Here is a 26,789-nt window from a genome sequence, read left to right as displayed (position 1 = left end):
GCCGCCGCCACCCCCGCCGGGGCGCGCGCCGGAGCGCCGGGTCAGGAAACCGAGCGCCCCTGACCCACCCGGCGTACCGCCGAGGAGCCGAGAAGGCTCCGGCGGTACGCCAGTCGGTCAGCGGGTCGGACGCGGACGGCCGGTCAGACGCGGACGGCCGGCTCCTCGTGCGCGGCCGCCGCGGCACCGCCGGGGTACTCGCCCAGGGCCTGGAACAGGTCGCTCCACAGGTCCTCGACGTCCTCCAGGCCGACCGACATCCGCAGCAGCCGGTCGCTGATCCCGCCCTCGTGCCGGCCGTCGGCGTCCACGATGCGGTGGCTGATCGAGGCCGGGTGCTGGATCAGGGTGTCGACACTGCCGAGGCTGACCGCCGGGGTGACGAGCCGGACCCCGGCGATCACCCGGTGCGGATCCCCGTGCACCTCGAAGGCGATCATCGCGCCGCCGATCCTCGGGTAGTGCACCCGGGCGACCCGCGGGTCGGCGGCCAGCCGGCGGACCAGTTCGGCCGCGGTCGCCGACGCCGCCCGGACCCGTACCGGCAGCGTCGACAGACCGCGCAGCAGCAGATAGCCGGCGAGCGGGTGGAGCACCCCGCCGGTCGCGAACCGCACCTGGCGCAGCGGGCCGGCCAGCTCCTCGTCGCAGGCGACGACCCCGCCCATCACGTCGCCGTGCCCGCCCAGGTACTTGGTGGCGCTGTGCAGCACCATCCGGGCACCCAGCTCGACCGGCCGCTGCAGGACCGGGGTGGCGAAGGTGTTGTCGACGAGCAGCGGCACGGTGCCGCAGGAGTGCGCGAGGGCCCGGATGTCGACCTCGGCGAGGGTCGGGTTGGCCGGCGTCTCCACCATCACCAGACCGGTGTCCGGGCGGAGGGCGGCGGCGACGCCGGCCGGGTCGGTCCAGGTGACCTCGGTGCCGAGCAGCCCGGCGTTCAGCAGGTGGTCGCTGCACCCGTAGAGCGGGCGGACGGCGACGACGTGCCGCAGGCCGAGGCTCGCCCGGCTGAGCAGGACGGCGCTGAGCGCGGCCATGCCGCTGGCGAACGCGACCGACGCGTCCGTGCCCTCCAGGCGGGCGAGGGCGGTCTCGAAACGGTCGGTCGTCGGGTTGCCGAGCCGGGCGTAGACCGGCGAACCCTCCGGCAGCGCGCCGCAGGTGGCGAACGCGTCGATCCGGGCGGCCTCCGCCCGGGAGTCGTACGACGGGTAGGTGGTGGACAGATCGAGCGGCGGGGCGTGCAGGCCCAGCTCCGCGAGGTCGTCGCGGCCGGCGTGCACGGCTTCGGTGGCCAGGGCCCGGGTGGGGGCGGCGGCCGACGGGGAGGAGTCGAAGGCGTCCATGGAGGTGTCCATGCGCGGAACTGTGAACGTGTCCCGGGCAGAAGCGGTGAAGTCCCGTGCTACGTTCGGCCGATGGCCGATTCTGTCGTACTGGACACGGTCGATCTGCACATTCTTCGCCTCCTGCAGAACGACGCCCGGACCACCTACCGGGAGCTTGCCGCCGAGGTCGGAGTCGCCGCCTCCACGTGTCTGGACCGGGTGGCGCGGCTGCGCCGCACCGGCGTGGTCCTCGGGCACCGGCTACAACTGAATCCGGCCAAACTCGGCCGAGGACTGGAGGCCCTGCTCCTCGTCCAGGTACGCCCGCACCGGCGGGAGCTGATCGGGCCGTTCGTCGAACGGATCAGGGCCCTGCCGGAGTCCCGGGCGCTGTTCCATCTCACCGGCCCGGACGACTACCTGATCCACGTGGCCGTCGCCGACCCGGCCGACCTGCAACGACTCGTCCTCGACGAGTTCACCTCACGGCGCGAGGTGGCCCGGGTGGAGACCCGGCTGATCTTCCAGCAGTGGGAGTGCGGTCCGCTGCTGCCGCCCGTCCCGGGTGCTCATTTGTCAGCCGACTGAGATCGCATGAGATCGTCCGAGGGTGACGTCGCCGCGGCGAACGGGCCAGGATGAGTTCATGCCTGAGACTTCCCTCACCGTGCTCCCCCGTCAGGTCGCCGACGACTACGTCGACGCGCTCATCGAACTCGACCCGATCACCGGAACCTATCTGGGAGTCCAGGAGAGCGCGGGCCGGCTGCCCGACTTCTCCCCCGCCGGCCTGGAGGCCCTCGCCACGCTCACCCGGGACACCCTGGAGCGGCTCGACGAGGCCGAACGGCAGCCCGGCGCGGGGGACGAGGCGGAGCGGCGCTGCGCCCGGCTGCTGCGGGAGCGGCTGACGGCCCAGCTCCTCGTCCACGACGCGGACGAGAACCTGTGCGCGGTCAGCAACCTGCGCTCCCCCGCGCACAGCGTGCGGATCTCCTTCACCGTGCTGCCGACCGCGACCGTGGCGGACTGGACGGCCGTCGCCGCCCGGCTGCGCGCCGTTCCGGCGGCGCTGGAGGGGTACCGGGAGTCGCTGGAGCTCGGTCTCGAACGGGGCATGCGGGGCGGGCCGCGCGCCACGGAGACGTTCGTCGGGCAGCTCACCGAATGGGCGGGCGAGGGCGGTACGGACACGGTCGGCGCGGGCGAGGCCGGTACGGGCGCGGCCGACGGAGGCGAGGCCGGTACGAAGGCGGAGGTCCGCGGCTGGTTCGCGACCTTCGCGAGCGAGGCCGACACCCTGGGCGACGACGGCACGGACGGCGCGGTGCCCGGGGAACTGCGCCGCGAACTGGCCGAGGCCGGGGCGGCCGCGGACCGGGCGATCGTGGCGCTGCGGGACTGGATGCGGGACGTGTACGCCCCGGCCGTGGCCGGCGCGCCCGACACCGTGGGACGCGATCGCTACCAGCGCTGGTCGCGCTTCTTCAACGGCACCGACCTGGACCTGGATCTGGCGTACGCGTACGGCTGGTCCGAGTACCACCGGCTGCTCGGCGAGATGCGGCACGAGGCCGACCGGATCCTGCCCGGAGCCGACCCGTGGCAGGCGCTGGCCCACCTCGACGAGCACGGCGCGCACATCGAAGGTGTGGCCGAGGTCCAGGAGTGGCTGCAGCGTCTGATGGACGAGGCGATCGAGGCACTCGACGGCACCCACTTCGAACTGGTCGACCGGGTACGGCGGGTGGAGTCGCGGATCGCACCGCCGGGCGGCGCGGCGGCCCCGTACTACACCGGCCCGTCGGAGGACTTCACCCGCCCCGGCCGCACCTGGCTGCCGGTGGACGGGCAGACCCGCTTCCCGGTGTACGACCTGGTGTCGACCTGGTACCACGAGGGCGTGCCCGGCCATCACCTCCAGCTCGCGCAGTGGACGCACATGGCCGACCGGCTGTCCCGCTACCAGGCGACGGTCGGCAAGGTCAGCGCCAACACCGAGGGCTGGGCGCTGTACGCGGAGCGGCTGATGGACGAACTGGGCTTCCTCAAGGACCCGGAGCGGCGGCTGGGTTACCTGGACGCGCAGATGATGCGGGCGTGCCGGGTGATCGTGGACATCGGCATGCACCTGGAGCTGGAGATCCCGGCGGACTCTCCGTTCCGGCCGGGCGAGCGGTGGACGCCGGCCCTCGCCCAGGAGTTCTTCCAGCGGCACAGCAGCCGGCCGCCGGCGTTCGTGGAGAGCGAGATGACCCGCTATCTCTCCATGCCCGGACAGGCGATCGGCTACAAGCTCGGCGAGCGCGCCTGGCTGCTCGGCCGCGCCAACGCGCGGGCCGCGCACGGCGACGCGTTCGACGCGAAGGCCTGGCACATGGCGGCGCTGTCGCAGGGACCGCTGGGCCTCGACGACCTGGTCGAGGAGATCTCGAAGCTCTGAGCCCCGGCGTGGACCGCGCCTCCGCCGTGCCGCGCACGGCGGAGGACGTCTTGGGCGATCACCAGGGACTCTCCCGGCCGCGTTCGTTCCGGAACTCCCTGGGTGTGATCCCGTACGTTCTCCGGAACACGCGGCTGAACTCCGCAGGGCTGCCGAAACCCCAGCGCGCGGCGATCGCACTGATCGGCTGGTCCTTCAGCAGGGGGTCGCGAAGGGCTTCCCGGCAGCGTTCGAGCCGCCGCAGGCGCACCGTGCCCATGACGGCGTTCGGCTCGGTGCGGAACAACGCGTGCAGCGCGCGGACCGACAGGTGGTGCCGTGCGGCGATGACGGCCGGGGTGAGGCGGGGATCGCCGAGGTTCGCGTCGATGAAGGCGTCGATCCTGGCCACCAGGGCCCTGTTCCGGGTCTCGGCCGGAAGCAGGGCGCCGGAATCCAGATGCCCGGCGAGAAACGCCGCGGCCAGATCGACCGCGATACCGCCGAGGCGGAGGTTCTCGTTCACCGACCGGTCGTCGACGTGGTGCAGAGCCGCGGCCATGAAGTGGCGCAGCAGCGCGCCGGTGACGCTCCCCGAGTTCAGCGGCCGGCACAGCAGCCGGTCCACGTGACCGCTCGGCAGCGGAAACGAACGCTTGGGCAGCCGGAGGATGGTGACGACGACCTCGCCCCCGAGATCCGGGAATTCGGCCTCCAGCGGATAGGACGTGTCGAAGAAGACCAGTCCGCCGACCTGGACGGCGCTCGTCTCACGCCGCTGTGTCGCCCGCATGGGACTGCGTTCGACCAGTCCCAGCTGGTACGTCTCGGGATCACCGCGCCGGATGTCCGTGGGGGTCCGGACCGCGCTCAAGGGCAGGAACGAGAACGCGGCCAGTTGCGCGGCACCGATCCTGGTGGCCTCGACCCGCGCCGTGAAATCGGCGGCGTACGGACTGGACAGGGTGAGGGGAGCGATTCCGTCACGCACCACGTCGGCGTACCAGCCGAACCGGTCGTGCCCGGCGAGATCGCTGTTCGACATCGAGACCACGGGCGTGGCGTCTGCGGGCTGGGACATACAGCCATGGTGGCCGCCGCCGGGAGCCGCGTGAAGACACACCGGGAACCCCGCCGCCACGCCCGCCGGCCGTCAGCGTTGTGGCGTGGTGCCGGATCGGAAGGTGACGTTCGCGCTGTAGGAGAAGCCTCCGCCACCGACCGTGTTGCCGGTGACCGCGACGTCGCTCACCGGCGAGACGAACCCGGCCGTGTCCGCGGTCACGCGGACCGCGTCGCGCCGGGCCCCCGAGGCGCCCGCCGCCACCGTCACCCGGTTGTCGACGATGTCGACGCCCACGACGGGGTTCGGCCCGACCGGGACCGGCGGCTGGCCGGCCGTCTTCGCCGTGAGGGAACCGACGTAGACGCCGCCGCAGCTGTTGTTGATCGTGTTGCCGCGGACGGTGATGCCGGTGGTGTTCATCGCGCCGACGGCGTCCCACTTGGCGTCGTCCACGACGTTGCCCTCGATCAGCACGCGCGCGTGCACCTGGCCGACCTCCTGACCGCCGGTGTGCGAGCCGACCAGCTTGGCCCAGGACGGCTGGGAGCCGGACGCGCCCGCGGAGTTGCGCTGGACCTGTACGTCCACGGTCGGGGTGCCGTCACTGGCGCCGGCCCAGGTGTTGCCGGGCAGGGGCAGGTCGAGCTGGACGGCCTCGCCGTGCCACAGGCCCTGGGTCGGGTCCTCGACCCAGCCCTTGAAGAAGCAGTCGCGGACCGCGCCCCGTCGCACGGCGTTGAGTTCGACGGCGTGCCACCACTTGACGTTCCAGACCGTCACGCCTTCGACCTCGACGTCCTCGGTGTGGATGAAGGTCAGCGCGTTCATCGGCGGCGCCTTGTCGGCACGGGCCCGCGCCGGACCCGTGTCCGCCGACACCCACGCCCATATCGGGTCCCATTCGCCGCCCTTGACCTTGATGTCGCCGGGGGCCGAGTAGCCCGTCGTGGCGGAGCCGGGGACGTGGTTGATCAGCATGGTGGCGGCCTTGGCCCCGCTGACCGCGGGCGCGGTGAACACGCCCTGGGCATCCGTCGTGTAGACGGGAGCGGGCGAGTGCTGGTTCTTCCGGTCGAGCGTGTAATTCCGCGTGCTGGTGCCGAACTTGGCGACGAACCGGGCGCCGGTCGCGTCCAGCACCGTGCCGCCGCCGATGACCAGGGTGTCGAGCAGCGTGTACGTGGGGACGCCCGCGTACCCGGCCTTCACGATGATCCGGCCCGTGTCGTCGACGCCGTCCGGGCCGGCGATGCCCGCCGCCGCGTCGTCCAGTGCCTGGCGCAGAGCGCGGACGTGGGCCGCCTCACCCGCGACGGACGGATTGACGCCGGAGGCCGCGGCCCGCGCCGCCGACGTCGTCCCTCCCACGACTGTGGCCGCACCCACCACCACTCCACCACGCAGCAATCCCCGGCGACTGATCCCCGCCATGCCCACCCCGCCTCTCGGTCCTCGGCCACCCCATGAGAACAAGCGTTCACTGACCGTACGCGTCTTTGCCGCCCTGTGGCTCCCGATCGCCCGGGCCCGACAGCCCCACCCCGTACCGCCGCACCAAAAAAGCCGGGTCAGACGCCCTGCTGCCGGACCGCCGAACCGTGCCGTTCCTTGACGACCTCCAACTGCGCGTGGACCCGGCGGCGCAGGTCGGCGACATGGCTGACGATGCCGACGCTGCGGTCGCGTTCGCGCAGGGAGTCGAGGACGTCGAGGACCTCGTCGAGACTCTGGTCGTCGAGGCTGCCGAAGCCCTCGTCGATGAAGAGGGTGTCGAGCCGGACCCCGCCGGCCTCGTCGGTGACGACGTCGGCGAGGCCGAGGGCGAGGGCGAGGGAGGCGAAGAAGGTCTCGCCGCCGGAGAGGGTCGCGGTGTCGCGTTCGGCACCGGTCCAGGCGTCGACCACGTGCAGCCCGAGTCCGGCGCGCCGGCCGCCGCTGCGGGCGTCGGAGTGGACCAGCGTGTAGCGGCCGGCGGACATCCGCCGCAGCCGGGCGGTGGCGGCGGCCGCGACCTGTTCGAGGCGGGCGGCGAGCACGTACGACTCCAGGCGCATCCGGCGCTCGTTCTCCGCCGAGGTGCCGGCGGTGAGGGTGGCGAGCCGGGTCACCCGCTCGTACTCCTCGCGCAGCGGCCCGAGTCGGCGGACCTCGGTGTCGGCGTCCCGGGACAGCCGGGACAGCGCGGTCTCCCGCTCGCGGGCGGCGGCGAGCGCGGTGGCGGCCTCGCGCAGGGCGCGTTCGGCGGTGCCGTACGCGGCTTCGGCGGCGGCCGGGTCGGCGGGCGGCAGCGCCGCGGCGGCCGCGGTGGCGGGTTCGGCGAGCCGGTCGGCGACGGCGGCGGCCTCGGCCCGCCAGGCGTCGACGCGCTGCTGGAGGGTGCGCCGGACGGACTCGTCGAGCAGGGCGTCGGCGGCCCGGGCGGGGGTCTCGAACCCGGCCTTGTACGCGGCGTCGGCCAGCCGGTCGTCGGCTTCCTTCAGGCCGCGGGCGGTGGTCTCGGCGGCCTGGACCGCCTCGGCCGCCCCGGTCAGCCGGGTGATCCACCGTTCCAGGAGCGCGGCCCGGGCGGCGACGCTGCCGGACTGCCCGCGGGCCTGGGCCAGTTCGTCGGCCAGGGCCGTCTGCTGGCTTTCCAGCGTCTCGCGCCGGGAGGTCCGGGCGGCGGCCCGCCGCTCGGCCTCGCGCTGGGCGCCGGCGCGCTGTTCGTACTCGTACTCGGCGCGGGCGAGGGCCTCCCGTACGGCGTGGGTGCGGGCGGCGACGGCGTGGGCGTCCGCGTGGGCACGCGCCAGGGTCTCCACCTCCCGGAGGAGCGCGCCGACGGGCGGGTCCTCGGCCACCGGGTCCCCGGAGGCGCCTGCGTGAGCCTGCTCGCGCGCGGCCTCCCAGGCCTCCGCCGTGGCGGCGACGGCGGTCTCCGCCTCCGTACGGAATTCGTCGGCGCGGGTGTAGGCGTCGTGGGCGGCCTCCTCGGCGGCCCGGTCGACGTGGCCGGCGGTCGTGCGGGCCGGGTCGGGGTGGTGCGGGGAGCCGCAGACCTGGCAGGGCGCGCCGGGGGCGAGGGCGGCGGCGAGTTCGGCGGCGATGCCGCGCAGACGGCGGGACTTGACGTCGAGCCAGTGCTCGTGAGCCTCGTTGCGCCGCTCGCGGGCCTCCGTCAGGCGCTCGCGGGCGGTGGCGAGTTCCGCGGCCAAGTCGTCGCGGCGACGGGCGGCGGCGAGCCGGCGGCGGGCGGGATCGAGCCGGCCGGCGAGCTGTTCGGCGCGGGCGGCGGCCTCCTGGGCGTCCTCGACGTGCTGCCGGAGCGCGGCGCGGCGCGGCTCCCAGCCGGCCAGCCAGGCGGCGTCGTCCCCGGCGGCCTCCTCGGCGGCGCGGGCCTCCCTGTCGAGGGCGGCGCGCTCGGCGGTGATCTCGTCGTACCGGCGTTCGGCGCGGCGGGCGGACTCCAGGCCGGCGAGTTCGGCGCGCAGGCGGCGTTCGACGTCGGTGAGCTGTTCGGCTCCGGCGTCGGCGAGGCCGGCGGGCAGCAGCGGTCCGGGCATGCCGTCCGGCGGGGACGTCCGCGCGTACGCCGCCGGTCCGGCCTGCTCGACGAGCCGGGCCCGGGCCCGGTCGCGGGCGACGGCGGCCGTACGGTGGGCGCGCTCGGCGTGGTCCCGCAGGGCGAGGGCGGGGGCGACCCGGTCGGCGTCGCGGGAGCGGTCCAGGGCGGCCTGCCACTGGTCCCGCTGGGGCACGCGGGCGGTGAGGTCGGCCTTCCGGCGCAGGGCCTCGGCGTGCCGGGCCTGCCGGTCGGCGTGCGCGCGGGCGGTGTCGAGGCCGGTCCGGGCGGCGTCCTGGCGCGCCTCGGCGGCGGCGAGCCGCAGCCGGGCGATGTCGAGGGCTTCGCGGGCCTCGCTGCGGGCCAGGGCGGCGCGGGTCTGGACTGCGTCGGCGAGGCCCGGTTCGCCGGGGCGTTCCGCGACGGGCACCGCGCCCGCGGAGGCGGGTCCGGCGGCCTGGGCCATCCGGTGGGCGAGGGCGAGCAGTCGTTCGTCGCCCGCGCCGACCTGGCGTGCGGCGCTCTGGCGCAGTTCGGCGAGGCGTTCCTCGACGGCGGCGAAGCGGCGGGTGTCGAAGAGCCGGCCGAGAAGCTTGCCGCGGGCCTCTGCGTCGGCCCGCAGGAAACGGGCGAAGTCGCCCTGGGGCAGCAGGACGACCTGGCAGAACTGATCGCGGCTCATGCCGAGCAGTCCGCCGATCTCCTCGCCGATCTCCTGGTGGGAACGGCTGAGCGCGCGCCACTGGCCGGCCTCGGGGTCGTACTCCCGCAGCCACGACTGGGCCTTCTCGGTGGTGACACCGGTGCCGCGCTTCTTGGGGCGCGGCTGGGCGGGACGGCGGGTGATCTCCAAGCGCCGCTCGCCCACGGTGAGTTCGAGGAGGACCTCGGTGGGGGTGCCGGCGGCGGCGTGGTCGCTGCGCAGGCTGGTGCCGGGGCTCTGGCGGGCGCCGGGCACGGCTCCGTACAGCGCGAAGCAGACGGCGTCGAGGACCGAGGTCTTGCCCGCGCCGGTGGGTCCGTGCAGGAGGAAGAGCCCGGCCGACGACAGGGCGTCGAAGTCGATCTCCTGGGTGGTGCCGAAGGGCCCGAAGGCGGTGACCGCCAGGCGGTGCAGTCTCATCGGCCTGCCTCGCGCTCGGCGGTGTCCACCCGTACGTCGTCGAAGGCGGCGGTCAGGACGGCGCGTTCGGCGTCGTCGGGTCCGGCGCCGCCGCGGACGTGGGCCACGAAGTCCTCCGCGATCTGCTGGTCGCTGCGGTCGCGCAGCCGGGTGGCGTACGAGACGAGTGGGTCGTCGTCGGTGCGGTCGGGATCGAAGACGAGGTGGAGGGTGTGCGGGAAACGGGCGGTGAGCCGGGCCATCGGGTCGGCGGGCCGCGCGGGGTCGGTGAGGGTGGCCTCGACCCAGGAGTCCTCGTGGCGGGTCAGGTCGGGGTCGGCGAGCAGGTCGTCGAGCCGGCCGCGGACGCGGGCGAGCGGCCGGGGCACGGGGCAGTCGATCCGTTCGGCGGTGTCGATCGCGCCGTCGGCGCCGAGGTCGATCAGCCACATGGTCTTGCGGTGCGTGGTCTCGGAGAAGGAGTACGCGAGCGGGGAGCCGGAGTAGCGGACGCGGGGGGTGACGGTCTGGCTGCCGTGCAGGTGGCCGAGGGCCACGTAGTCGACGCCGTCGAAGACGCCGGCCGGGACGGCGGCGACGCCGCCGACGGTGATGTCGCGCTCGCTGTCGCTGGGCTCGCCGCCGGCGACGAAGGCGTGCGCGAGGACGACGGAGCGGGTGCCGGCGGGGCGGGCCGCGAGGTCGGCGCGGACCCGGTCCATGGCGGCGGTGAGCACGGCCTCGTGACCGGACCGGGCGGCGCCGAGCTGTTCGCGGACCAGGGCGGGTTCGAGGTACGGCAGGCCGTAGAGGGCGACGTCGCCGTGGCGGTCGGCGAGGACGACGGGGGTGCCGGCGCCCGCCGGGTCGGTCCGCAGATGGACGCCGGCGTGGTCGAGGAGCCCGGCGCCGACGCCGAGGCGGCGGGCCGAGTCGTGGTTGCCGGAGATCATCACCGTCGGCACCCCGGCGTCGGCGAGCCGGTGCAGGGCGGTGTCGAAGAGTTCGACGGCGGCGAGCGGCGGCACCGCGCGGTCGTAGACGTCCCCGGCGACCAGGACGGCGTCCACCTCGCGCTCCCGCACGGTCGCCACCAGGTGGTCGAGGAACGCGGCCTGGGCGTCGAGCAGGGCGACCCGGTGGAACGAGCGCCCCAGATGCCAGTCCGACGTGTGCAGAAGCCTCATGAGGGGCGAGCGTAGCGGTGGGGTCCGACAACGCCGTCCGGGGCGCTGTCCGCCGGGCCGTCCTCCCGGTGGTCCGGCTCACGCATCGCCGTACGCCTCGCCGCCGAGTTCGAGGGCGGCCTCGCCGGCGGTGGCGTCGGCGAGCCAGGCGGTGAAGGCCGGCACGTCCGCGTCGGGCAGCCCGATCTCCAGGGTGACCGCCGCCCCGTACGCGACGCCGAGGACCTGCCGGCCGGTGGACCGCAGATCGTTCTCCAGCTTGCCGGCCCGCTGGTGGTCGACGGTGACGGTGGCGAGCCGGTAGCGGCGCCGGGTCACGGTGCCGAGCGCGTCCAGGGCCTCGCCGACGACTCCGCCGTACGCCCGGATGAGACCGCCCGCGCCGAGCTTCACGCCGCCGTAGTAGCGGGTGACGACGGCCGCCACGTACCGCATCTCGCGCCGCATCAGCATCTGGAGCATCGGCACCCCGGCGGTGCCACCGGGCTCGCCGTCGTCCGACGCCTTCTGTACGGAGGCGTCGGCGCCGATGACGTACGCGAAGCAGTTGTGGGTGGCGGTGGCGTGCTCGCGGCGGATCCGGGCGACGAACGCCTGTGCCTCCTCCTCGGAGGCGACGGGCGCCAGCGCGCAGATGAAGCGCGAGCGGTTGATCTCGGACTCGTGTACGCCCTCGGCGGCGAGCGTGCGGTACTGCTCCTGCATCCCGCCAGCCTATGCTCCCGGAACACCGGCCCCGGCCCCCGGTGGGAACCGGAGTCCCCGACGGTGCCGGGAAGGACCGGGGGTCACGAAGTGTTCACTCTGGTGTCCGGTCATTTCACCGGGTGTCACCGGAGCGGAGCAGGAAGGCACGTCACATGAGCGTGGAGACGAGGAACGCCGAGGCCGAGGCGGAGACGGTCCGCAGGATTCTCACCGAGAGCGGGGACACCTGGGCAATCGTCGGGCTGTCCGACAACCAGGAGCGGGCCGCGTACCGGGTGGCGACGGTGCTGCAGCGGTTCGGGAAGCGGATCGTGCCGGTGCATCCGAAGGCGCGGACGGTGCACGGGGAGCAGGGGTACGCGTCGCTGGCGGACATCCCGTTCCCGGTGGACGTCGTCGACGTGTTCGTGAACAGCGATCTGGCGGGCGGGATCGCGGACGAGGCCGTGGCGGTCGGCGCGAAGGCGGTCTGGTTCCAGCTCGGGGTGATCGACCCGGAGGCGTACGCGCGGACGCGGGAGGCGGGTCTGGAGATGGTCATGGACCACTGCCCCGCCATCGAGATCCCCAAGCTGGGCTGATCGTCCGGGGGCCTCAGCGCACGGGCGGGATGGAGACGACCAGGGTCGTCTCCGCCGGCACCGAGCCGTCGTTGCGGTAGGTGTGCGGCGCGTGGCCCGCGAAGGCGACGGAGGTGCCGGCCGGCACGACGTGCTCCTCGCCGTCGACGACGAGGGTGAGCGTTCCGGCGGTGACGTGGAGGAGTTCGGTGGTGCCCTCGGGGTGCGGGTCCGAGGTGCTGCCGTCGCCCGGCATCAGGGTCCAGTGCCACAGCTCCAGCGGGCCGTGGGCGTCACTGCCGATGAGCAGGGTGCTGTTGCTGCCGGCGGCGGTGGACCACATCCGTACGGCCTGCTCCGGCGGGACGAGACGGACCTGGGGGCCCTGCTCGTAGTCGAGCAGCGTGGTGATCGGGACGCCGAGCGCGTCGGCCAGCTTGACGGTGGTGCCGACGCTGGGGTTCGTGCGGGCCTGCTCGATCTGGATGATCATGCCGCGGCTGACCGCGGCCCGGGCGGAGAGGACGTCCAGCGTGTAGCCGCGTTCGTTGCGCCAGTACCGGAGATTGCGGGCGAGCGACTGGGTGAGCTGATCGAGATCCGACACATTCCATCCAATAGAGTGAATGACGCAGTCCAATAGACTGCACTACGGTGTGGTGCACCTGCTTGTTCACTGCACTGTACTGCGAGGGCCTGCCCATGACGGCCTTGTTCGCGCTGGCCACCTGTCTGATGTGGGGCCTCTCCGACTTCGGCGGCGGGCTGCTCACCCGCCGCTTCCCCGCCCTGACCGTCGTCGTGATCTCCCAGTCCATCACCGTCGCCGTGCTCGGCGCCGTCGTTCTCGCCACCGGAGCGTTCGGCGAGGCCGGCCCCCGGCTCTGGTACGCCATCGGGGCGGGCCTGGTCGGCCCCACGGCGATGCTCGCCTTCTACCGGGCGCTCGCGCTCGGTCCGATGGGCGTCGTCTCGTCGCTCGGCGCGCTCGGCGTCGTCGTCCCGGTATCCGTCGCCCTGCTGCTCGGCGAACCGCCGGGCATACTCCAGTTCGCCGGCATCGCGGTGGCGATCGCCGGGGTGGGACTCGCCGGCGGACCGGAGCTGTGCGGCGCGCCCGTCCAGCGCCAGACGGTGCTGTTCACCCTCTTCGCGGCCTTCGGCTTCGGCGCCGTGATGGCGCTGATCTCCGAGGCCTCCACCACCGTGACCGGTCTGTTCCTCGCCCTGTTCGTCCAGCGGGTCACCAACATCGTGGTGGGCGGCGTCGCCCTGTGGCTGTCGGCACGGCGCGGCCATCCGGCCCTGCCAGCGGAAGGCGGCGGTCCGCGCATGCTCGTCGCGGCCCTGCCCGCGCTGGCGTTCGTGGGACTCTCGGACGTCGCCGCCAACGGCACGTACGCGCTCGCCGCCCAGCACGGGCCCGCGACGATCGCCGCGGTCCTCGCGAGCCTCTACCCGGTCGTGACGGCACTCGCCGCGCGCGGCCTGCTGAAGGAGCGGCTGCGCGCGGTCCAGGCCGCGGGCGCGGGCCTGGCCCTGGTGGGCACGCTCCTGCTCGCGACGGGCTGAGCCGCACGACGGATCAGCCGAGTCTCAGGGACCACGGCGCCGCCCCGGCCGCCGCCCTCGCGGGTCAGCTCTCCAGTTCGGCCGGCGTCTTGAGGTCCTCCGCCCCGAGGCCGGCGAGCGCCGCCAGCTGCTCCGCGGTCATGCCGGCGGGGATGGGCCGGGGCGCGGGCGTGCGCAGCGGCGGCTGCCAGCCCTTCTCCGGATCGTACGAGCGGACAACCTTCGCGGGCGCGCCCGCCACCACCGCGTGGTCGGGGACCTCGCCCCGGACGACCGCCCCGGCGGCCACCACGACGTTCCGGCCTATCCGGGCGCCGGGCAGGATCACCGCGCCGGTGCCGAGCCAGCAGCCGGGGCCTATGACGACCGGCTCCGAGCGGGGCCACTGCCGGCCGACGGGCACGTCGGGGTCGTCGTAGCTGTGGTTGGTCGAGGTGATGTAGACGTACGGCCCGCAGTACGTGTCCGAGCCGATGCTGATGGGGGCCTCGGCGATGACGTGGCTGCCGCGGCCGAGGACGACGCCGTCGCCGAGGGTCAGCACGGTGTCCGTACCGAGGTCGAGGTCGGGCAGCATGCCCGCGGTCAGCGTGACCTGCTCGGCGATGATGCAGCAGGCGCCCATCTCGATCCAGCGTTCGCCGAAGACGGTGCCCTGGGGGAAGGCCAGCCGGGTGCCCTCGCCGATCCGGCGGAAGCGCAGCCGCCCCGGGTGCTCGGCGGTGACGGCGCCGGCCTGCTGGATCCGTCGCCAGCCGCCCTGCAGGGCGCGGGCGACGACGCGGCGTCGCCAGGCGGTCAGCGAGGAGAACGTGTCTCTGTTCCGGGGCACCCGGACACCGTAGTCGGCGGCGTCGGCGCTGATCACCGGGGTGCCCTGTGATGTCCGTCATGGGCGCGGGCCCGCCTGACACCCCCTAGGGTCTGCCGCGAGGCGCGACCGCTAACGAAGACTTCTGGAGCGAACGATGACGGATGTGTCAGGGGCGTTGATCAAGGGCGTGGGCGGCAAGGAGCCGCGGATCGATCCGACGGCGTTCACGGCGCCGACCTCGGTGGTGCTCGGCGAGGTCACGCTCGGGGCGCGCGCCGGGATCTGGTACCACGCGGTGCTGCGGGCGGACTGCGGGCCGATCGAGATCGGCGAGGACTCCAATGTGCAGGACAACTGCACCGTCCATGTGGATCCGGGTTTCCCCGTACGGATCGGGGCGCGGGTGACGATCGGCCACAACGCGACCGTGCACGGCTGTGTCGTCGAGGACGACGTGCTCGTCGGCATGGGCGCCACGGTCCTGAACGGCGCCCGGATCGGCGCCGGTTCCCTGGTGGCGGCGCAGGCGCTGGTCCCGCAGGGGATGGAGGTGCCGCCGGGCTCACTGGTGGCGGGGGTTCCGGCGAAGGTGCGCCGTCCGCTGACGGAGGAGGAGCAGGCCGGGATCCGGCTCAACGCCGAGATGTATCTGCACCTCGCCACGGTCCATGCCGAGGCCTTCGCGGACGAGTAGGGCACGAGAATCGGGGCCCGGGCTTGAGCCCGGGCCCCGATTCCAAGGGTCTTGCGTGCCGCGTCCGCCGGATCGGTGGATCGCCGGATCGGCGGGTCAGTTCCGGCCGGCGGCCTCGGCCGCGGGGCTGCCGGTCTCCGGCTCGGTCGCCGTCCGCGCGGAGGCGGCGGCCGCGGCCTTCTTGGCCCGGTTCTTCAGGATCAGCAGCGAGCCGAGGCCGATGAGGACCGCGAGCACCAGGCCCAGCCAGGAGAAGCGCTTGAGCCACGCCTCGGCGACGACGCCCACCGTGTAGATGACGGCCGTGGTGCCGCCGGCCCAGAGCAGGCCGCCGAAGACGTTGGCGATCAGGAACTTCCAGTACGGCATGCGCAGCACGCCTGCCAGCGGCCCGGCGAAGATCCGCAGCAGGGCGACGAAGCGGCCGAAGAAGACCGCCCACATGCCCCACTTCTCGAAGGAGCGCTCAGCGAGGCCGATATTGGCCTCGCTGAAGTGCTTCGGGAACCTCCTGCCCAGTTTTTCGAGCAGCGGGCGGCCGCCCCTGCGGCCGATGGCGTAGCCGATCGAGTCGCCGACGACGGCGCCGACGGTCGCGCACGCGCCGAGGACGTACGGGTTGATGTGGCCGTGCTGGGAAGCCAGCAGGGCGGAGCTGACGAGGACGATCTCGCCGGGCAGCGGGATGCCCAGGCTCTCGACCCCGATCACCAACCCGACCAGCGCGTAGACGGCGACCGCAGGGATCGTCTCCAGCCATTCCTGGACGTGCACGCGCGTTCCTCTCCCGTGGCGCGACCGGACCCCGGCAGCCTACCCGGTCAGGGTGTACGGACGGCGGCCCGCGCCCGCAGGGTCAGCGTCCGGGCCGACGCCCCGACCGCGACCTCCCGCGCCCCGGTGCCCAGGACCCAGCGGTGCCGGGCCTCGTCCCAGGAGGACAGGGTGCGGGCCGTGACGGACACGGTGACCTTGCGCCGCTCGCCGGGGGCGAGCCGGAGCCGCTGATAGCCGGCGAGCAGCCGGCGCGGCTGGTCGATGCCGAGGCCGGCGAGGTCCGGGGAGGGGCCGACGTACACCTGGGGGACGTCGATGCCGGCCCGGGTCCCGGTGTTGGCGACGGTGAAGGAGACGCGGAGCCCGCCGCGGTCGGGGGCGACGGCCAGGCCCTCGTAGCGGAAGGTGGTGTACGACAGGCCGTGGCCGAAGGGGAAGAGCGGGGTGACGTCCTCGGCGTCGTACCAGCGGTAGCCGACGTGGATGCCCTCCGCGTACCGCTCGACGCCGTCCTTGCCGGGGTAGCGGCCGGGGTCGCCGGCGGTGGGGTGGGCGTCGTCGCCGCTCGGGAAGGTCTGGGTGAGCCGGCCGCCCGGGTCGGCGTCGCCGAAGAGCACGGCGGCGGTGGCGGGGCCGCCTTCCTGGCCCGGGTAGTACATCTGGAGCACCGCCCCGGTGTCCGCGAGCCAGGGCATGGTGACGGCGGACGAGGTGTTGAGGACCACGGTGGTCCGGGGGTTGACGGCGGTCACGGCCTTGATCAGGTCGTCCTGGCGGCCGGGCAGCGCGAGCCGGCCGCGGTCGCGGCCCTCGGTGGCGTCCTCGTAGGCGAACAGGACGACGCTGTGGGCGGCGCGGGCGGCGGCGGTGGCCTCGGTGAGGTCGGCGGTGCGGGTGGTGCCGTCGGCGGCGCGCAGCCGGACGAGCTGGCCGGCGGTGCCGCCGGCGGCCGTGACGGTGAGCCGGTGGGTGCCGGCGGTCAGCCGGCGGTCGGCGCGGCGCAGAGTGAGGCCGTCGTCGGCGGTCCCGCCGAGTCCCCCGTTGAAGACCTCCGCGTCGCCCGACTGGGTGGGGAAGAGTTCGGCGCCGTCGAGGGTCACGGTGGGGCGCTTGCCGCCGTAGTGGACGAAGAAGCTCCAGTCGTCGTCGGCCGTGGTCGTGAAGGTGCCCTCGTAGCGGTGGGTCTTGCCGGCGGGGACCTGGACGGCGTCGAGGTCCGGGGCGGGCTTGAAGGCGGCTCCGGTGTCGGGCAGCGGCTTGCCGTAGGGGTCCTCGCCGAGGGCGTACGTGACGGTGGCACCGCCGCCGGCCCGGGTGCGCAGGGCGTCGAGGGGGCTGGTGGCGGCGTCCGGGACGACGTGGGCGCTGCCGCCGCCGCTGACGAACGGCACCCGGCCGGTGGGGCCGATGACGGCGAGGGAGCGGGCGGCCTGGCCGGTGAGCGGAAGCGTCCGGTTCTCGTTGCGCAGCAGGGTGGCGCCGGCGAGCGCGACGTTCAACGCGACCCGGGCTCCGGCCGCGGCGTCACGCGCGGGCCGGGCGGACCGCCCGGCGGCGGCCCCGGAGCCGCCGGCCGGCGACGCGTCGAGGGCGCCGAAGCGTTCGCGTACGGTCAGCAGGCGGCGTACGGCGGTGTCGACGTCGGCCTCGTCGATCCGGCCCTCGCGGACGGCGGTGACGAGCGGGGCGCCGAAGTGACGGCCGCCGGGCATCTCCATGTCGCAGCCGGCGGTGAGCGCGGCGGTGGCGTGGACGGCGCCCCAGTCGCTCATCACCCAGCCCTCGAAGCCCCATTGGCCGCGCAGGACGTCGGTGAGGAGCATCCGGCTCTCGGTGGCGTGGACGCCGTCGACCTTGTTGTACGCGGCCATGACGGCACCCGTCCCGGCCGTGACGGCGGCCTCGAAGCCGCGCAACTCGGTCTCGTGCAGGGTCTGTTCGCCGGCCCGGACGTCGACGCTCATCCGGCCGTGTTCCTGGTTGTTGAGGGCGACGTGCTTGACGGTGGCGATGAGGCCCTCGGCCTGGATGCCGCGGACCTCCTCGGCGACCATGTCGGCGGAGAGCAGCGGATCCTCGGAGAAGGTCTCGAAGTTCCGGCCCGCGTACGGGGTGCGGATGAGGTTGACCATGGGCGACAGGAGCACGTCCTGGCCGAGAGCGCGGCCCTCCTGGCCGATGACCTGGCCGTACGCCCGGGCGAGGCCGGGGTCGAAGGCGGCGGCGAGCATCACGGGTGCGGGCAGCGCGGTGGCGTGCTCGCGGACGCGGACGCCTGCGGGGCCGTCGGCGAGCCGGAGCGGCGGGATGCCGAGGCGGGGAATCCCCGGAACGTAGCCGGCCTGGCCGAGGCCTTCGGGGTCGGTGGCGCCGTGCAGCAGCGCGGACTTCTCCTCGAGCGTGAGCCGGGCGAGCAGGTCGGCGACGCGCTCGCTCACCCGCCCCTTGGCGGGCGTGCCGCCGGGGACGCGGGGACGGGCGGCGGCGGCCGGAGTGCCGCCGGCCAGGCTGGGGGCGGCGCTGAGGGCGGCCGCGCCGGCGAGGGTGAGCAGCAGGCGGCGCCGGGAGATCCGGCGGGGCGCGAGGGCGGTGACGGGGGTGTCCCGTCGCGACGGCTCCGGCTGTTCCGGGAGGGGGGCGTGGGGCACGACGGCGCTCCTTCGGACCGGCACGATTCCTGCGATCATGCGTTGACCGCACTATGCGTGACGGTGTGTCCGTTTTCGTGTCGCCGTGCCGACCGTAACTCTGTCCGAGCCGTCACTCGGAATGGGCGCGGGCCCAAAAATACTGACGCCCCGATGCGCTCCAGGCGTACGCGCGGCGCCTGTTGTGCGCCCCAGAGGGATCAGCGGGGGGACATCACCCATGTCCGCATCGAACCGATTGCACGATCTTCATATCCGACAAGACTTTTGTCGTGGTCTCTCATCAAAGGACCTTTGTCTCCCAGGAGTTCTCCATGGTGGGATCGCTCGGCAGTCGGATGAAGGCAGCGAAGACGCGTCACCTCGGCGCCGTCACCGCCGCCGCCCTCGCCGCCGTCCTGTCGCTCGCCGCCTGCGGACCGGCTACCCCCGGCGGCACGCCGAGCAGCAGCGTCACGGCGCGTGTACTGACCCGCGGGCGAACACGCTCCGGTGACCCCGGAAACAGGCATCGCCATGCCTCCCCGGTACGGGAGGCATGGCGATGCCGCCGCGTCGGGTCGCCGGGGTCGGCTCAGCTCTCCCGGTTGTTCGGCCGGAGCGTCCACAGGACGGTCATCTCGCCGGTGACGGCGCCGTCCTCGCGCGTGATGTCGATCCGGACCGGGAACTCGGGGCGCTGACCCGCGTCGAGTTCGGCGACGACCTCGGCGGCCGGGCGGCCCAGGGTCGCGGTGGCGGTGACGACGCCCATGGCGAGCTTCTTGTACGCGATCTCGGCCTTGACGGCGAGCGGGACCGCGCGGTTCAGCTGGTCGCCGAAGGCGGCCAGGACGATGGCGCCGCTGGCGGACTCGGCGAGGGTGAACATGGCGCCGGCGTGCGGGCCGCCGACGTGGTTGTGGTACGCGGCCTGGTCCGGCAGGCGGACCACGGCCCGCTCGCCGGTGGTCTCCAGGAACTCGAGGTCGAGGGTTTTGGCCATGGGAACCGTGGCGGCGAGCATCTCGCCGACGGACATCTGCTCTGCGCTCATGGGCCGTGATGTTACCCACGGGTAGCCAGTCGGCGCCATTCTCCGCCAGGGGCGGCCGTAGCCCCGTGCACGCCGCCCCTCTATCGTTACGGCCCATGTGGCCAGGACAGCAGCCGCCCGGGGGCGAGCAGAACCCGCAGGACCAGAGTCAGAACCCGTACGCCCAGCCGGGACCGCAGCCCGGCTACGGGGCGCCGAACCCGCAGCACCCTCAGCACCCTCAGCAGCCGAACCCGTACCAGCAGCCGACGATGCCCGCGGGTTTCGGCCAGGCGAGCCCGAATCCGGGTCAGCACCCGAACCCGGGCCAGCAGCCGGGGCAGCAGCCGAACCCGTACCAGCAGCCCGCGCAGCCCGGCGGCTACGGCCAGCCGAACCCGTACCAGCAGCCGACCATGCCGGCCGGCCAGTACGCGGTGCCCGGCCCGCCCATGCCCGGCGGCGGTGACGGCGAGAAGAAGAAGCAGACCACCGTGGTGGCGATCGTCGCCGCCGTCGCCGTGCTCGCCGCGGCGGGCGTGGCCGGCTATCTGGTCCTCGGCAAGGACGACGACAAGAAGAACCAGGCCGAGGACCCCAAGGCGCCGCCGTCCTCCTCGCAGCCGAGTTCCTCGGCGTCCCCGTCGCTGGCCAACCCGCGCGCCGGCGCGTCGCACCAGCCGACGATCCCCGGCTGGAAGGTCGTCTACAACCCCAAGTACGGCACGCTGTTCGACGTCCCGCCGGAGTGGGAGGTCTCGAAGCCGGGTGTGATCACCTTCTTCGAGGACGAGGCGAAGGGCGACGGCTCCCCCGTCGTCACCATGACCTCGCCCGCGCACTTCAAGAGCAACTGGTGCACGTACGACACCGACAAGAACGGCACCGAGGAGACCTGGGGCCTCAGCACCGCCGGCACCAAGGGCGGCCAGGGCGCCAAGAACACCGACGAGGCGGCCTTCAACGAGGCCGGCAACTGGGTCTGGGCCGGCTACGCCCAGCACATGCCCAAGGGCACCATCAAGGTCACCAAGGCCGTCGAATACACGACGACCTCGGGCCTCAAGGGCAGCATGGCCACCGCCACCGCCCCGAACATCAAGAAGCGCAACAAGTGCGAGTCGGACGGCAAGTCCGTCGCCTTCTCCTTCAAGAACGCCAAGGGCGACTACTCCTCCTTCGTGCTCTACGCCGCCGAGGGCGTGAACGACGAACTCCCGGACGCCACGGTCCAGAAGATCCTCGCGACCGTCCGACTGGCCCCGGAGACCCCGGAGTCGTGACCCTGGTCCGCAGACCCGACTGGGCCGGGCGGAACTACCTGCTGCTGACCGCCGCCGCGATCGTCACCAACCTGGGCACCCACGGTGCCCTGATCGCGGCGGCGTTCGCCGTCATCCAGTCCGGCGGCGACGGCGGGGACGTCGGTCTGGTCGCGATGGCCCGCACGCTGCCGCTGGTGCTCTTCCTCCTCATCGGCGGCGCGATCGCCGACCGGGTGCCGCGGCACCGCGTGATGGTCGCGGCCAACGCCCTCAACTGCGTCTCGCAGGCGGTCTTCGCCGTGCTCGTCCTCACCGACGAGGCCCGGCTGTGGCACATGATGCTGCTGACCGCGCTGTGCGGCACCGGGCAGGCTTTCTTCAGCCCGGCCGCGGAGGGCATGCTGATGTCCAGCGTGAGCGGCGAACAGGTCAGCCGCGCCTTCGCGCTCTTCCGTATGTCCATGCATGGCGCCGGAATCGGCGGGGCCGCGCTCGGCGGCGCGCTGATCACGGCCTTCGGGCCGGGCTGGGTGCTGGCCATCGACGCGGCGGCGTTCGCCGTGGCGGGCGGGCTGCGCGCCTTCCTCGACGTACGGCATATGCCCGAACGCGCGCCCGGTGGGGGGCTGCTCGCCGATCTACGCGAGGGCTGGGACGAGTTCGTCGGCCGCCCCTGGCTGTGGTCGATCGTCGCCCAGTTCTCGGTCGTGGTCGCGCTGGTCGGCGCGGCCGAGTCGGTGTACGGGCCACTGGTCGCCCGCGATGCGCTGGGCGGCGCCCGGCCGTGGGGGCTCGCGCTCGCCGCGTTCGGGGTGGGCACGCTGTGCGGCGCGGTCCTGATGATCCGGTGGAAACCGCGCCGGCTGCTGCTCGTGGGCACCCTGTGCGTGTTCCCGATCGCACTGCCGTCGGCGGCGCTCGCGGTGCCGCTCGACGTGGTCGGGCTGTCCGCCGCCATGTTCGTCAGCGGAGTGGCGATCGAGGTGTTCGGCGTCTCCTGGATGACGGCGATGCACCAGGAGATCCCGGAGGAGAAGCTGTCCCGGGTCGCCGCCTACGACTGGTTCGGCTCGACGGCGATGCTGCCGCTCTCCACGGCCCTGGCCGGCCCCGCCGAGGCCGCCTTCGGCCGCGGCACCGCGCTGTGGGGCTCGGCGGTGATCATCGTCGTGGCCACCGCACTGGTGCTGCTGGTCCCGGACGTACGGAACCTGACGCGCCGTCCCGCGAAGCCCGTGGCTGCGGGCTCGGACGGTGCGGGGGTACGGAGCGAGGAGGCGGCGGCCCCGCGGCCGTGACCGCCCCCGTCCGCCGAACCTTCGCCCGCGCCTTCGCGCGCGCCTTCGTCAGCCGATGCCGAAGGAGCCGTCCGGCGGCACCGGGGACGGCACCGCCTCGGTGTCCCGTACCGGCCGGGCCGCGCCGGTGAAGCGGGTCAGCGCCTCGCCCCACTCGACCCGCGCCGGGAAGGGATCGGCGGCGGTACGGCGGGCCAGGCCCGCGGTGTCGACCGGCCGGTCCGAGGCCACGAGCACCACGTTGCCGAAGCGGCGGCCGCGCAGCACCGCCGGTTCGGCGATCCTCACCAGTTCGGGGAAGACGGCCGCGAAGGTGGCGAGCTGGGCGCGGAGGAAGGCGAACGGGGCGCCGTCCGCGAGGTTCGCCGCGTAGGTGCCGCCCGGCCGGAGGACGCGTCGCGCCTCGCGCGCGTACTCGACGGACGTGAGGTGCGCCGGGACCCGCGAGCCGCCGAAGACGTCGGCGATCAACAGGTCGGCGGAGTCGTCGGGCGCGGCCTCCAGCCACTCCCGGGCGTCAGCGCCGTGCACCTCGATGCCGGAGCCGGGCGGCAGCGGCAGGTGCTCGGCGACGAGCGCGAGCAGCCCCCGGTCCGCCTCGGCCACCTGCTGCCGGGAGCCGGGCCGGGTGGCGGCGAGGTACCGGGGCAGGGTGAGCGCCCCGCCGCCCAGGTGGACGACGTCGAGCGGGACGCCGGGCTCGGCGGCGTGGTCGGCGACATGGGCGAGCCGCTGGGCGTACTCGAACTCCAGGTGGGCCGGGTCGTCGAGGTCGACGTACGACTGGGGCGCGCCGTCGACCGTGAGCAGCCAGCCCCGCTCGGTGTCCACGTCGGGCATGAGCCGGGCGGTGCCCCAGTCGACGTCACGGATGACGGGAATCTGCTCGTTCACCCCTTCATTGTGCCGGGGCCGCGGACCGCTCCCGTCGGCGGTGCCCACCGTGACCAGGCGTGCGGCACCGACCCCGACCGGCGGCAAGGTGCCGCACCCGACCTGAGGCGCTCGCACCGACCCCGCGGCCGCGGTGCTCAGCCCGCCCAGACCGCGGCGACCGCCTTCGCGTGGGCGGCGGCCTGGGCGCGTCCGGCGCGGGCGGCCGGGACGCGGCGGGCCGGGTCGAGCGAGTTCCGGCCGAAGGCCCGCTTCGACTCGGCGTCCGGGGTGACGACCTCGACCCGGGCGCCCGCGGCGGCGAGGTCGGCGCCCTGGCGGTCCGGGGACACGATCACCTTGTTGCCGGAGCCGTTGGGCGCGATGATCACGACGCGCTCGTACCCGGCGGCGAGGTGCGCGTTGGCGGTGGAGTGGACGCCGCCGTCGATCCAGCGGCGGCCGGCCAGGTCGACGACCGGCCAGACGCCGGGGATGGCGCAGCTGGCGGTGACGGCATCGACGAGGGACACGTCCGCGTACGGGCCGGAGGCGGCGCCGTCGAAGGCGGCGAGTTCGCCGCTCTCGGCGTCGACGGCGGTGACCAGCAGACGCCGGTCGGGCCAGCTGACCTCGTGGTCGAACCGGCCGGCGACGACCTCGCGGCGGGCGGCGGGCGTGACGGTCTCGGCGGCCGCCGCGAGCCGGCCGAGCCGCTGCCCGTACTCCTCGGGCGTGTGCGAACGCAGCACCGCCACCGCGTACTTGGCGATCGCCCCGGCGCCGAGGTGGCCGGGCAGTTCGCCGGTGGGTTCGATGAGCTGGCTCTCGTACAGCGCGTCGAGCGACAGCTTCCCGGCGGCCACCTGGACCGCGGCGACGGCACCCCCCGAGCTGCCGACGATCAGATCGGCGGTCGTGAGGTCCGTGCCGGCCTCGGCCAGCCCCTTCAGGATCCCGATCTCCCACCCCGCGCCGGTCATTCCGCCCGCGCCGAGCACCAGTGCCGTACTCCCCGTTGTCTGCTTCATGAACCGAGTGTGCCGGACCCGGCGGGACGCGATTCGGCCGGGGTACGGAATACCCCGCCCCACCCGAGTCCCGTGCTTTCAGCCGCTGTTGGGGCCTCCGATGTTCTTGAGCGCCTCGCGCGCCGAGAGCGGCGAGAGCCGGGAGGACTGCTCCGCGACGAAGGCACGGACGGCGTCCGGATCGGTCTTCGCGTACTCCCGCAGGCTCCATCCGATCGCCTTGCGGATGAAGAAGTCGGGGTGGCCGGAGCGGAGCAGGCAGTACGAGAAGAGCCGGCCGGCGTCGGTGGCGTCCTTGAAGCGCAGCTGGTGGAGGAGGGCGGTCCGGACGATCCAGCGGTCGTCGTCGGCGATCCACTCGTCCATGCGGACGGCGAGCGCCGGATCGGCGGCGACGAGCGCGCCGACGACGTGCGCGGCGAGCAGGTCGACGGTGTCCCACCAGGACACGGTGGTGACGAGGGTGCGGGCGACGGGAAGGAAGGCCGAGGAGCAGCGCCCGGCGTACCGGCGCAGGTAGTCGACGGCGAAGTAGTGGTACTCGCGCTCGGGCAGGGCGAAGCAGCGCAGCGCGACGGCCGCGCAGTCGGCCTCGGCGGGGGCGGGCAGACCGGCCAGGACCGTACGCGACAGGGCGCGGCGCTCCGGCGTGCGCAGTCCGAGGAAGGGCGCCACGTCCTTCATGTACGCGGCCGTCTCCCCCGCCCGGACGGGGTCGCCGGCGGCCGGATAGAGCTCGGTGAGCCGGGCGAGCACGGTGTCGGCGAGGGCACTGCCGGGAACGGCGCGATCCGGGGCTGCGGACGTCATGCGGTCACCTTAGGACCCGCCTTCCGGAGGCGGCGAGGAGTGGCGTGAGGGCGCACGAGTGCGGCGATCACGCCCCGGTGTCGGTTACGCTCCCCGCGTGCTTCTGTCGCCCAAGGCCCGGCTGGTGTATCTGGCCGTGATCCTGCTGTCCGCGGGGTTGTCGGTGCTGCTCTTCGAGCCGCAGCGGCTGCTCGCGTCGGGCTGGCCGCCGCAGCTGAGCGGGGCCGGCGCCGTCGTGGTGTTCGGGCTCGCGTACGGGGTGTGTACGGCGGCGCTGGTCCCGCGGCCGATCCTGAACCTGGCGGCGGGCGCCCTCTTCGGCAGCCTGTACGGGTTCGCGGGGGCGCTGGCCGGCACGGTCCTCGGCGCGGGCCTGTCCTTCGCGCTGGGCCGCGCGCTCGGGCAGGAGGCGCTGCGCCCGTACGTCCGGGGCCGCTGGATGAAGGCGGCGGACGGGCAGCTGAGCCGGCACGGGTTCCGGTCGATGCTGGCGATCCGGCTGTTCCCGGGGATGCCGTTCGCGGTGGCCAACTACGCGGCCTCGGTGTCCCGGATGCGGTACTCCTCCTTCCTCCTCGCGACCGGTCTCGGCTCCATGCCGAACACGGCGGCCTACGCGGTCGCGGGCAGCGAGGCGACCTCGCCCACGTCTCCCGCGTTCCTGGTCTCGGCCGGTTTCATCGTCGTGTCGGCCGCGGGCGCCGCGGTGGTGGGCTGGCGCAAACGCCACCACCTGCGCGGAGCGGGCCGACCGGACGTCGCCGCGGGAGACCTCGCGGCCGAGGGCAGCTCCGCCGAGCGCGAGCGCGTGACCGCATAAGAACGGGGAGCGGCGCGGCGTACGCACGCGGGGCGGCGGGAGTCTCTCCCCCCGTACCTCGCCCGGTCGCGCCGCGAGCCGAGGGACGGCCCCGGACGGCGGCCCCAAGGGGCCCCGACCGGCCGCGCACCGGCCGCCCTTTTCGGGGCGCTCGCCCGCCACCCCGTACGGCCACGCTCTGTCCATGGCCCCGTCACCTTCGGGCGGTACGCTGCGCCCGACTGTTGACCGCACACGCACCTTCGGGACGGCCCTGCCCCCATGAGTTGGTTCGAATCATTCATCCTCGGACTCGTCCAGGGGCTGACCGAGTTCCTCCCGATCTCGTCGAGCGCGCACCTGAGGCTCACCGCCGCGTTCTCCGGCTGGGAGGACCCCGGCGCCGCGTTCACCGCGATCACCCAGATCGGCACCGAGGCCGCCGTCCTGCTCTACTTCCGCAAGGACATCGTGCGGATCGTCTCCTCGTGGTTCCGCTCGCTGTTCGACAAGTCGATGCGGGGCGACCACGACGCCAAGATGGGCTGGCTGGTCATCGTCGGCTCCATTCCGATCGGCGTCCTCGGCGTCACGCTCAAGGACCAGATCGAGGGCCCGTTCCGCGATCTGCGGGTCACCGCCACCACCCTCATCGTCATGGGCATCGTCCTCGGCTTCGCCGACCGGCTCGCGGCCCGCGACGAACTCGGCGGCCGGCACCGTGCCGCGCGCGAGCGCAAGTCGCTGAAGGAACTGGGCGTCCGGGACGGTCTGATCTTCGGCGTCTGCCAGGCCATGGCGCTGATCCCGGGCGTCTCCCGGTCCGGCGCGACCATCTCCGGCGGTCTGTTCATGGGCTACACCCGTGAGGCCGCCGCCCGCTACTCCTTCCTGCTCGCCATCCCCGCCGTGCTGGCCTCCGGCGCCTTCGAGCTGAAGGACGCGGCCGAGGGCGGCCATGTGTCGTGGGGACCCACGTTCTTCGCCACGGTCATCGCCTTCGTGGTCGGCTACGCGGTGATCGCCTGGTTCATGCGCTTCATTACCACCAAGAGCTTCATGCCGTTCGTGTGGTATCGAATTGCACTGGGCATCGTGCTGTTCGTGCTGGTCGGGACCGATGTCCTCAGCCCGCACGCAGGCGAGTCCGGCGACTGAACCAGGGCCTCACAGGTAGCGCTATCTAGTGCCGCATCAGGCAACGTTTGCCCTGGTGACGACTTCGCGTAGGCGTTGGTCGGTGGCGTGCTTGTTCCGCCAGATGAGGTAGCGGCGG

General features: G+C 73.8%; 23 protein-coding genes. 9 read left to right on the top strand and 14 right to left on the bottom strand.

The genetic code is table 11. The features are described 5' to 3' along the window. Positions 1 to 143: 143 nt before the first annotated feature. The gene (locus tag ABZ693_RS33360) at positions 144 to 1,361 is read right to left on the bottom strand and encodes a trans-sulfuration enzyme family protein (protein WP_359885139.1); all 1,218 of its coding nucleotides are present in this window, start codon (positions 1,359 to 1,361) and stop codon (positions 144 to 146) included. Positions 1,362 to 1,421: 60 nt separating this feature from the next. Between ABZ693_RS33360 and ABZ693_RS33355 the strand changes: the two genes are divergently transcribed. Further along, the gene (locus ABZ693_RS33355; protein ID WP_359885138.1) at positions 1,422 to 1,919 is read left to right on the top strand and encodes an Lrp/AsnC family transcriptional regulator; all 498 of its coding nucleotides are present in this window, start codon (positions 1,422 to 1,424) and stop codon (positions 1,917 to 1,919) included. Positions 1,920 to 1,977: 58 nt separating this feature from the next. Beyond that, entirely contained in the window at positions 1,978 to 3,774 is a 1,797-nt protein-coding gene (locus ABZ693_RS33350; RefSeq protein ID WP_359885136.1) for a DUF885 domain-containing protein, read from the top strand. Between the two features lie 58 nt (positions 3,775 to 3,832). Here ABZ693_RS33350 and ABZ693_RS33345 read toward each other — a convergent pair whose 3' ends face one another. The 5 genes from ABZ693_RS33345 to ABZ693_RS33325 all read right to left on the bottom strand — a co-directional run bounded on the left by ABZ693_RS33345 (position 3,833) and on the right by ABZ693_RS33325 (position 11,354). Continuing rightward, positions 3,833 to 4,834: a helix-turn-helix domain-containing protein gene (locus ABZ693_RS33345; protein ID WP_359885134.1), complete on the bottom strand. Its 1,002-nt coding sequence runs from the start codon at positions 4,832 to 4,834 to the stop codon at positions 3,833 to 3,835. 72 nt (positions 4,835 to 4,906) lie between these two features. Beyond that, a complete protein-coding gene (locus ABZ693_RS33340) occupies positions 4,907 to 6,205 on the bottom strand; it encodes a hypothetical protein (protein WP_359885132.1) in 1,299 nt (432 codons plus the stop codon). Positions 6,206 to 6,387: 182 nt separating this feature from the next. Next, on the bottom strand, positions 6,388 to 9,483 hold the full coding sequence (locus tag ABZ693_RS33335) for an AAA family ATPase (protein ID WP_359885130.1): 3,096 nt from the start codon (positions 9,481 to 9,483) through the stop codon (positions 6,388 to 6,390). After that, complete coding sequence (locus ABZ693_RS33330; protein WP_359885128.1) at positions 9,480 to 10,649, bottom strand: exonuclease SbcCD subunit D; 1,170 nt, start codon at positions 10,647 to 10,649, stop codon at positions 9,480 to 9,482. Before ABZ693_RS33330 ends, ABZ693_RS33335 begins: the two co-directional genes overlap by 4 nt. Before the next feature lie 78 nt (positions 10,650 to 10,727). Next, the gene (locus tag ABZ693_RS33325) at positions 10,728 to 11,354 is read right to left on the bottom strand and encodes a YigZ family protein (RefSeq protein ID WP_359885126.1); all 627 of its coding nucleotides are present in this window, start codon (positions 11,352 to 11,354) and stop codon (positions 10,728 to 10,730) included. 155 nt (positions 11,355 to 11,509) lie between these two features. Between ABZ693_RS33325 and ABZ693_RS33320 the strand changes: the two genes are divergently transcribed. Further along, positions 11,510 to 11,938 carry a CoA-binding protein gene (locus ABZ693_RS33320; RefSeq protein ID WP_359885124.1) on the top strand — a complete coding sequence of 143 codons (429 nt, stop codon included), beginning with the start codon at positions 11,510 to 11,512 and terminating at the stop codon, positions 11,936 to 11,938. 13 nt (positions 11,939 to 11,951) lie between these two features. Here the strand turns inward: ABZ693_RS33320 and ABZ693_RS33315 are convergent, their stop codons facing one another. Continuing rightward, positions 11,952 to 12,524, bottom strand: a complete 573-nt coding sequence (locus ABZ693_RS33315; protein ID WP_359885123.1) for a helix-turn-helix domain-containing protein — start codon at positions 12,522 to 12,524, stop codon at positions 11,952 to 11,954. A gap of 95 nt (positions 12,525 to 12,619) precedes the next feature. Between ABZ693_RS33315 and ABZ693_RS33310 the strand changes: the two genes are divergently transcribed. After that, positions 12,620 to 13,489: a DMT family transporter gene (locus tag ABZ693_RS33310; protein WP_359885141.1), complete on the top strand. Its 870-nt coding sequence runs from the start codon at positions 12,620 to 12,622 to the stop codon at positions 13,487 to 13,489. Positions 13,490 to 13,553: 64 nt separating this feature from the next. On the opposite strand, the gene ABZ693_RS33305 is transcribed toward ABZ693_RS33310, so the two are convergent. Next, entirely contained in the window at positions 13,554 to 14,321 is a 768-nt protein-coding gene (locus ABZ693_RS33305) for an acyltransferase (protein ID WP_359885121.1), read from the bottom strand. A gap of 136 nt (positions 14,322 to 14,457) precedes the next feature. Between ABZ693_RS33305 and ABZ693_RS33300 the strand changes: the two genes are divergently transcribed. After that, positions 14,458 to 14,997, top strand: coding sequence for a gamma carbonic anhydrase family protein (locus tag ABZ693_RS33300; RefSeq protein WP_359885119.1), 540 nt, complete (start codon positions 14,458 to 14,460; stop codon positions 14,995 to 14,997). A gap of 96 nt (positions 14,998 to 15,093) precedes the next feature. Here the strand turns inward: ABZ693_RS33300 and ABZ693_RS33295 are convergent, their stop codons facing one another. The 3 genes from ABZ693_RS33295 to ABZ693_RS33285 all read right to left on the bottom strand — a co-directional run bounded on the left by ABZ693_RS33295 (position 15,094) and on the right by ABZ693_RS33285 (position 19,458). Then, entirely contained in the window at positions 15,094 to 15,771 is a 678-nt protein-coding gene (locus ABZ693_RS33295; RefSeq protein ID WP_359885117.1) for a DedA family protein, read from the bottom strand. A gap of 47 nt (positions 15,772 to 15,818) precedes the next feature. Continuing rightward, on the bottom strand, positions 15,819 to 18,422 hold the full coding sequence (locus ABZ693_RS33290) for a glycoside hydrolase family 3 C-terminal domain-containing protein (RefSeq protein ID WP_359885116.1): 2,604 nt from the start codon (positions 18,420 to 18,422) through the stop codon (positions 15,819 to 15,821). 574 nt (positions 18,423 to 18,996) lie between these two features. Continuing rightward, entirely contained in the window at positions 18,997 to 19,458 is a 462-nt protein-coding gene (locus ABZ693_RS33285) for a DUF4442 domain-containing protein (protein WP_359885114.1), read from the bottom strand. A 95-nt stretch (positions 19,459 to 19,553) separates the two neighbouring features. Here ABZ693_RS33285 and ABZ693_RS33280 point away from each other — a divergent pair, with 95 nt between their 5' ends. Continuing rightward, the gene (locus ABZ693_RS33280) at positions 19,554 to 20,720 is read left to right on the top strand and encodes a DUF8017 domain-containing protein (protein WP_359885112.1); all 1,167 of its coding nucleotides are present in this window, start codon (positions 19,554 to 19,556) and stop codon (positions 20,718 to 20,720) included. Further along, positions 20,717 to 22,000 (top strand): MFS transporter, encoded by a 1,284-nt coding sequence (locus tag ABZ693_RS33275; protein ID WP_359885110.1) that lies wholly within the window; start codon positions 20,717 to 20,719, stop codon positions 21,998 to 22,000. Before ABZ693_RS33280 ends, ABZ693_RS33275 begins: the two co-directional genes overlap by 4 nt. 48 nt (positions 22,001 to 22,048) lie before the next feature. Here the strand turns inward: ABZ693_RS33275 and ABZ693_RS33270 are convergent, their stop codons facing one another. The 3 genes from ABZ693_RS33270 to ABZ693_RS33260 form a co-directional block, all read right to left on the bottom strand. Beyond that, positions 22,049 to 22,894, bottom strand: a complete 846-nt coding sequence (locus ABZ693_RS33270) for a spermidine synthase (protein WP_359885108.1) — start codon at positions 22,892 to 22,894, stop codon at positions 22,049 to 22,051. 137 nt (positions 22,895 to 23,031) lie between these two features. After that, positions 23,032 to 23,904 carry a patatin-like phospholipase family protein gene (locus tag ABZ693_RS33265; protein WP_359885106.1) on the bottom strand — a complete coding sequence of 291 codons (873 nt, stop codon included), beginning with the start codon at positions 23,902 to 23,904 and terminating at the stop codon, positions 23,032 to 23,034. 78 nt (positions 23,905 to 23,982) lie between these two features. Further along, positions 23,983 to 24,714 (bottom strand): DNA alkylation repair protein, encoded by a 732-nt coding sequence (locus ABZ693_RS33260; RefSeq protein ID WP_359885104.1) that lies wholly within the window; start codon positions 24,712 to 24,714, stop codon positions 23,983 to 23,985. Positions 24,715 to 24,772: 58 nt separating this feature from the next. Between ABZ693_RS33260 and ABZ693_RS33255 the strand changes: the two genes are divergently transcribed. After that, entirely contained in the window at positions 24,773 to 25,534 is a 762-nt protein-coding gene (locus tag ABZ693_RS33255; protein ID WP_359885102.1) for a TVP38/TMEM64 family protein, read from the top strand. Between the two features lie 261 nt (positions 25,535 to 25,795). Continuing rightward, positions 25,796 to 26,671 carry an undecaprenyl-diphosphate phosphatase gene (locus tag ABZ693_RS33250; protein WP_359885101.1) on the top strand — a complete coding sequence of 292 codons (876 nt, stop codon included), beginning with the start codon at positions 25,796 to 25,798 and terminating at the stop codon, positions 26,669 to 26,671. The last annotated feature ends 118 nt before the right edge of the window (positions 26,672 to 26,789 follow it).

It is taken from the genome of Streptomyces laurentii (genome assembly GCF_040635425.1).
In the GTDB taxonomy this organism is placed as follows: Bacteria; Actinomycetota; Actinomycetes; order Streptomycetales; family Streptomycetaceae; genus Streptomyces; species Streptomyces laurentii.
This window is presented reverse-complemented; position numbering and strand designations above follow the sequence as displayed.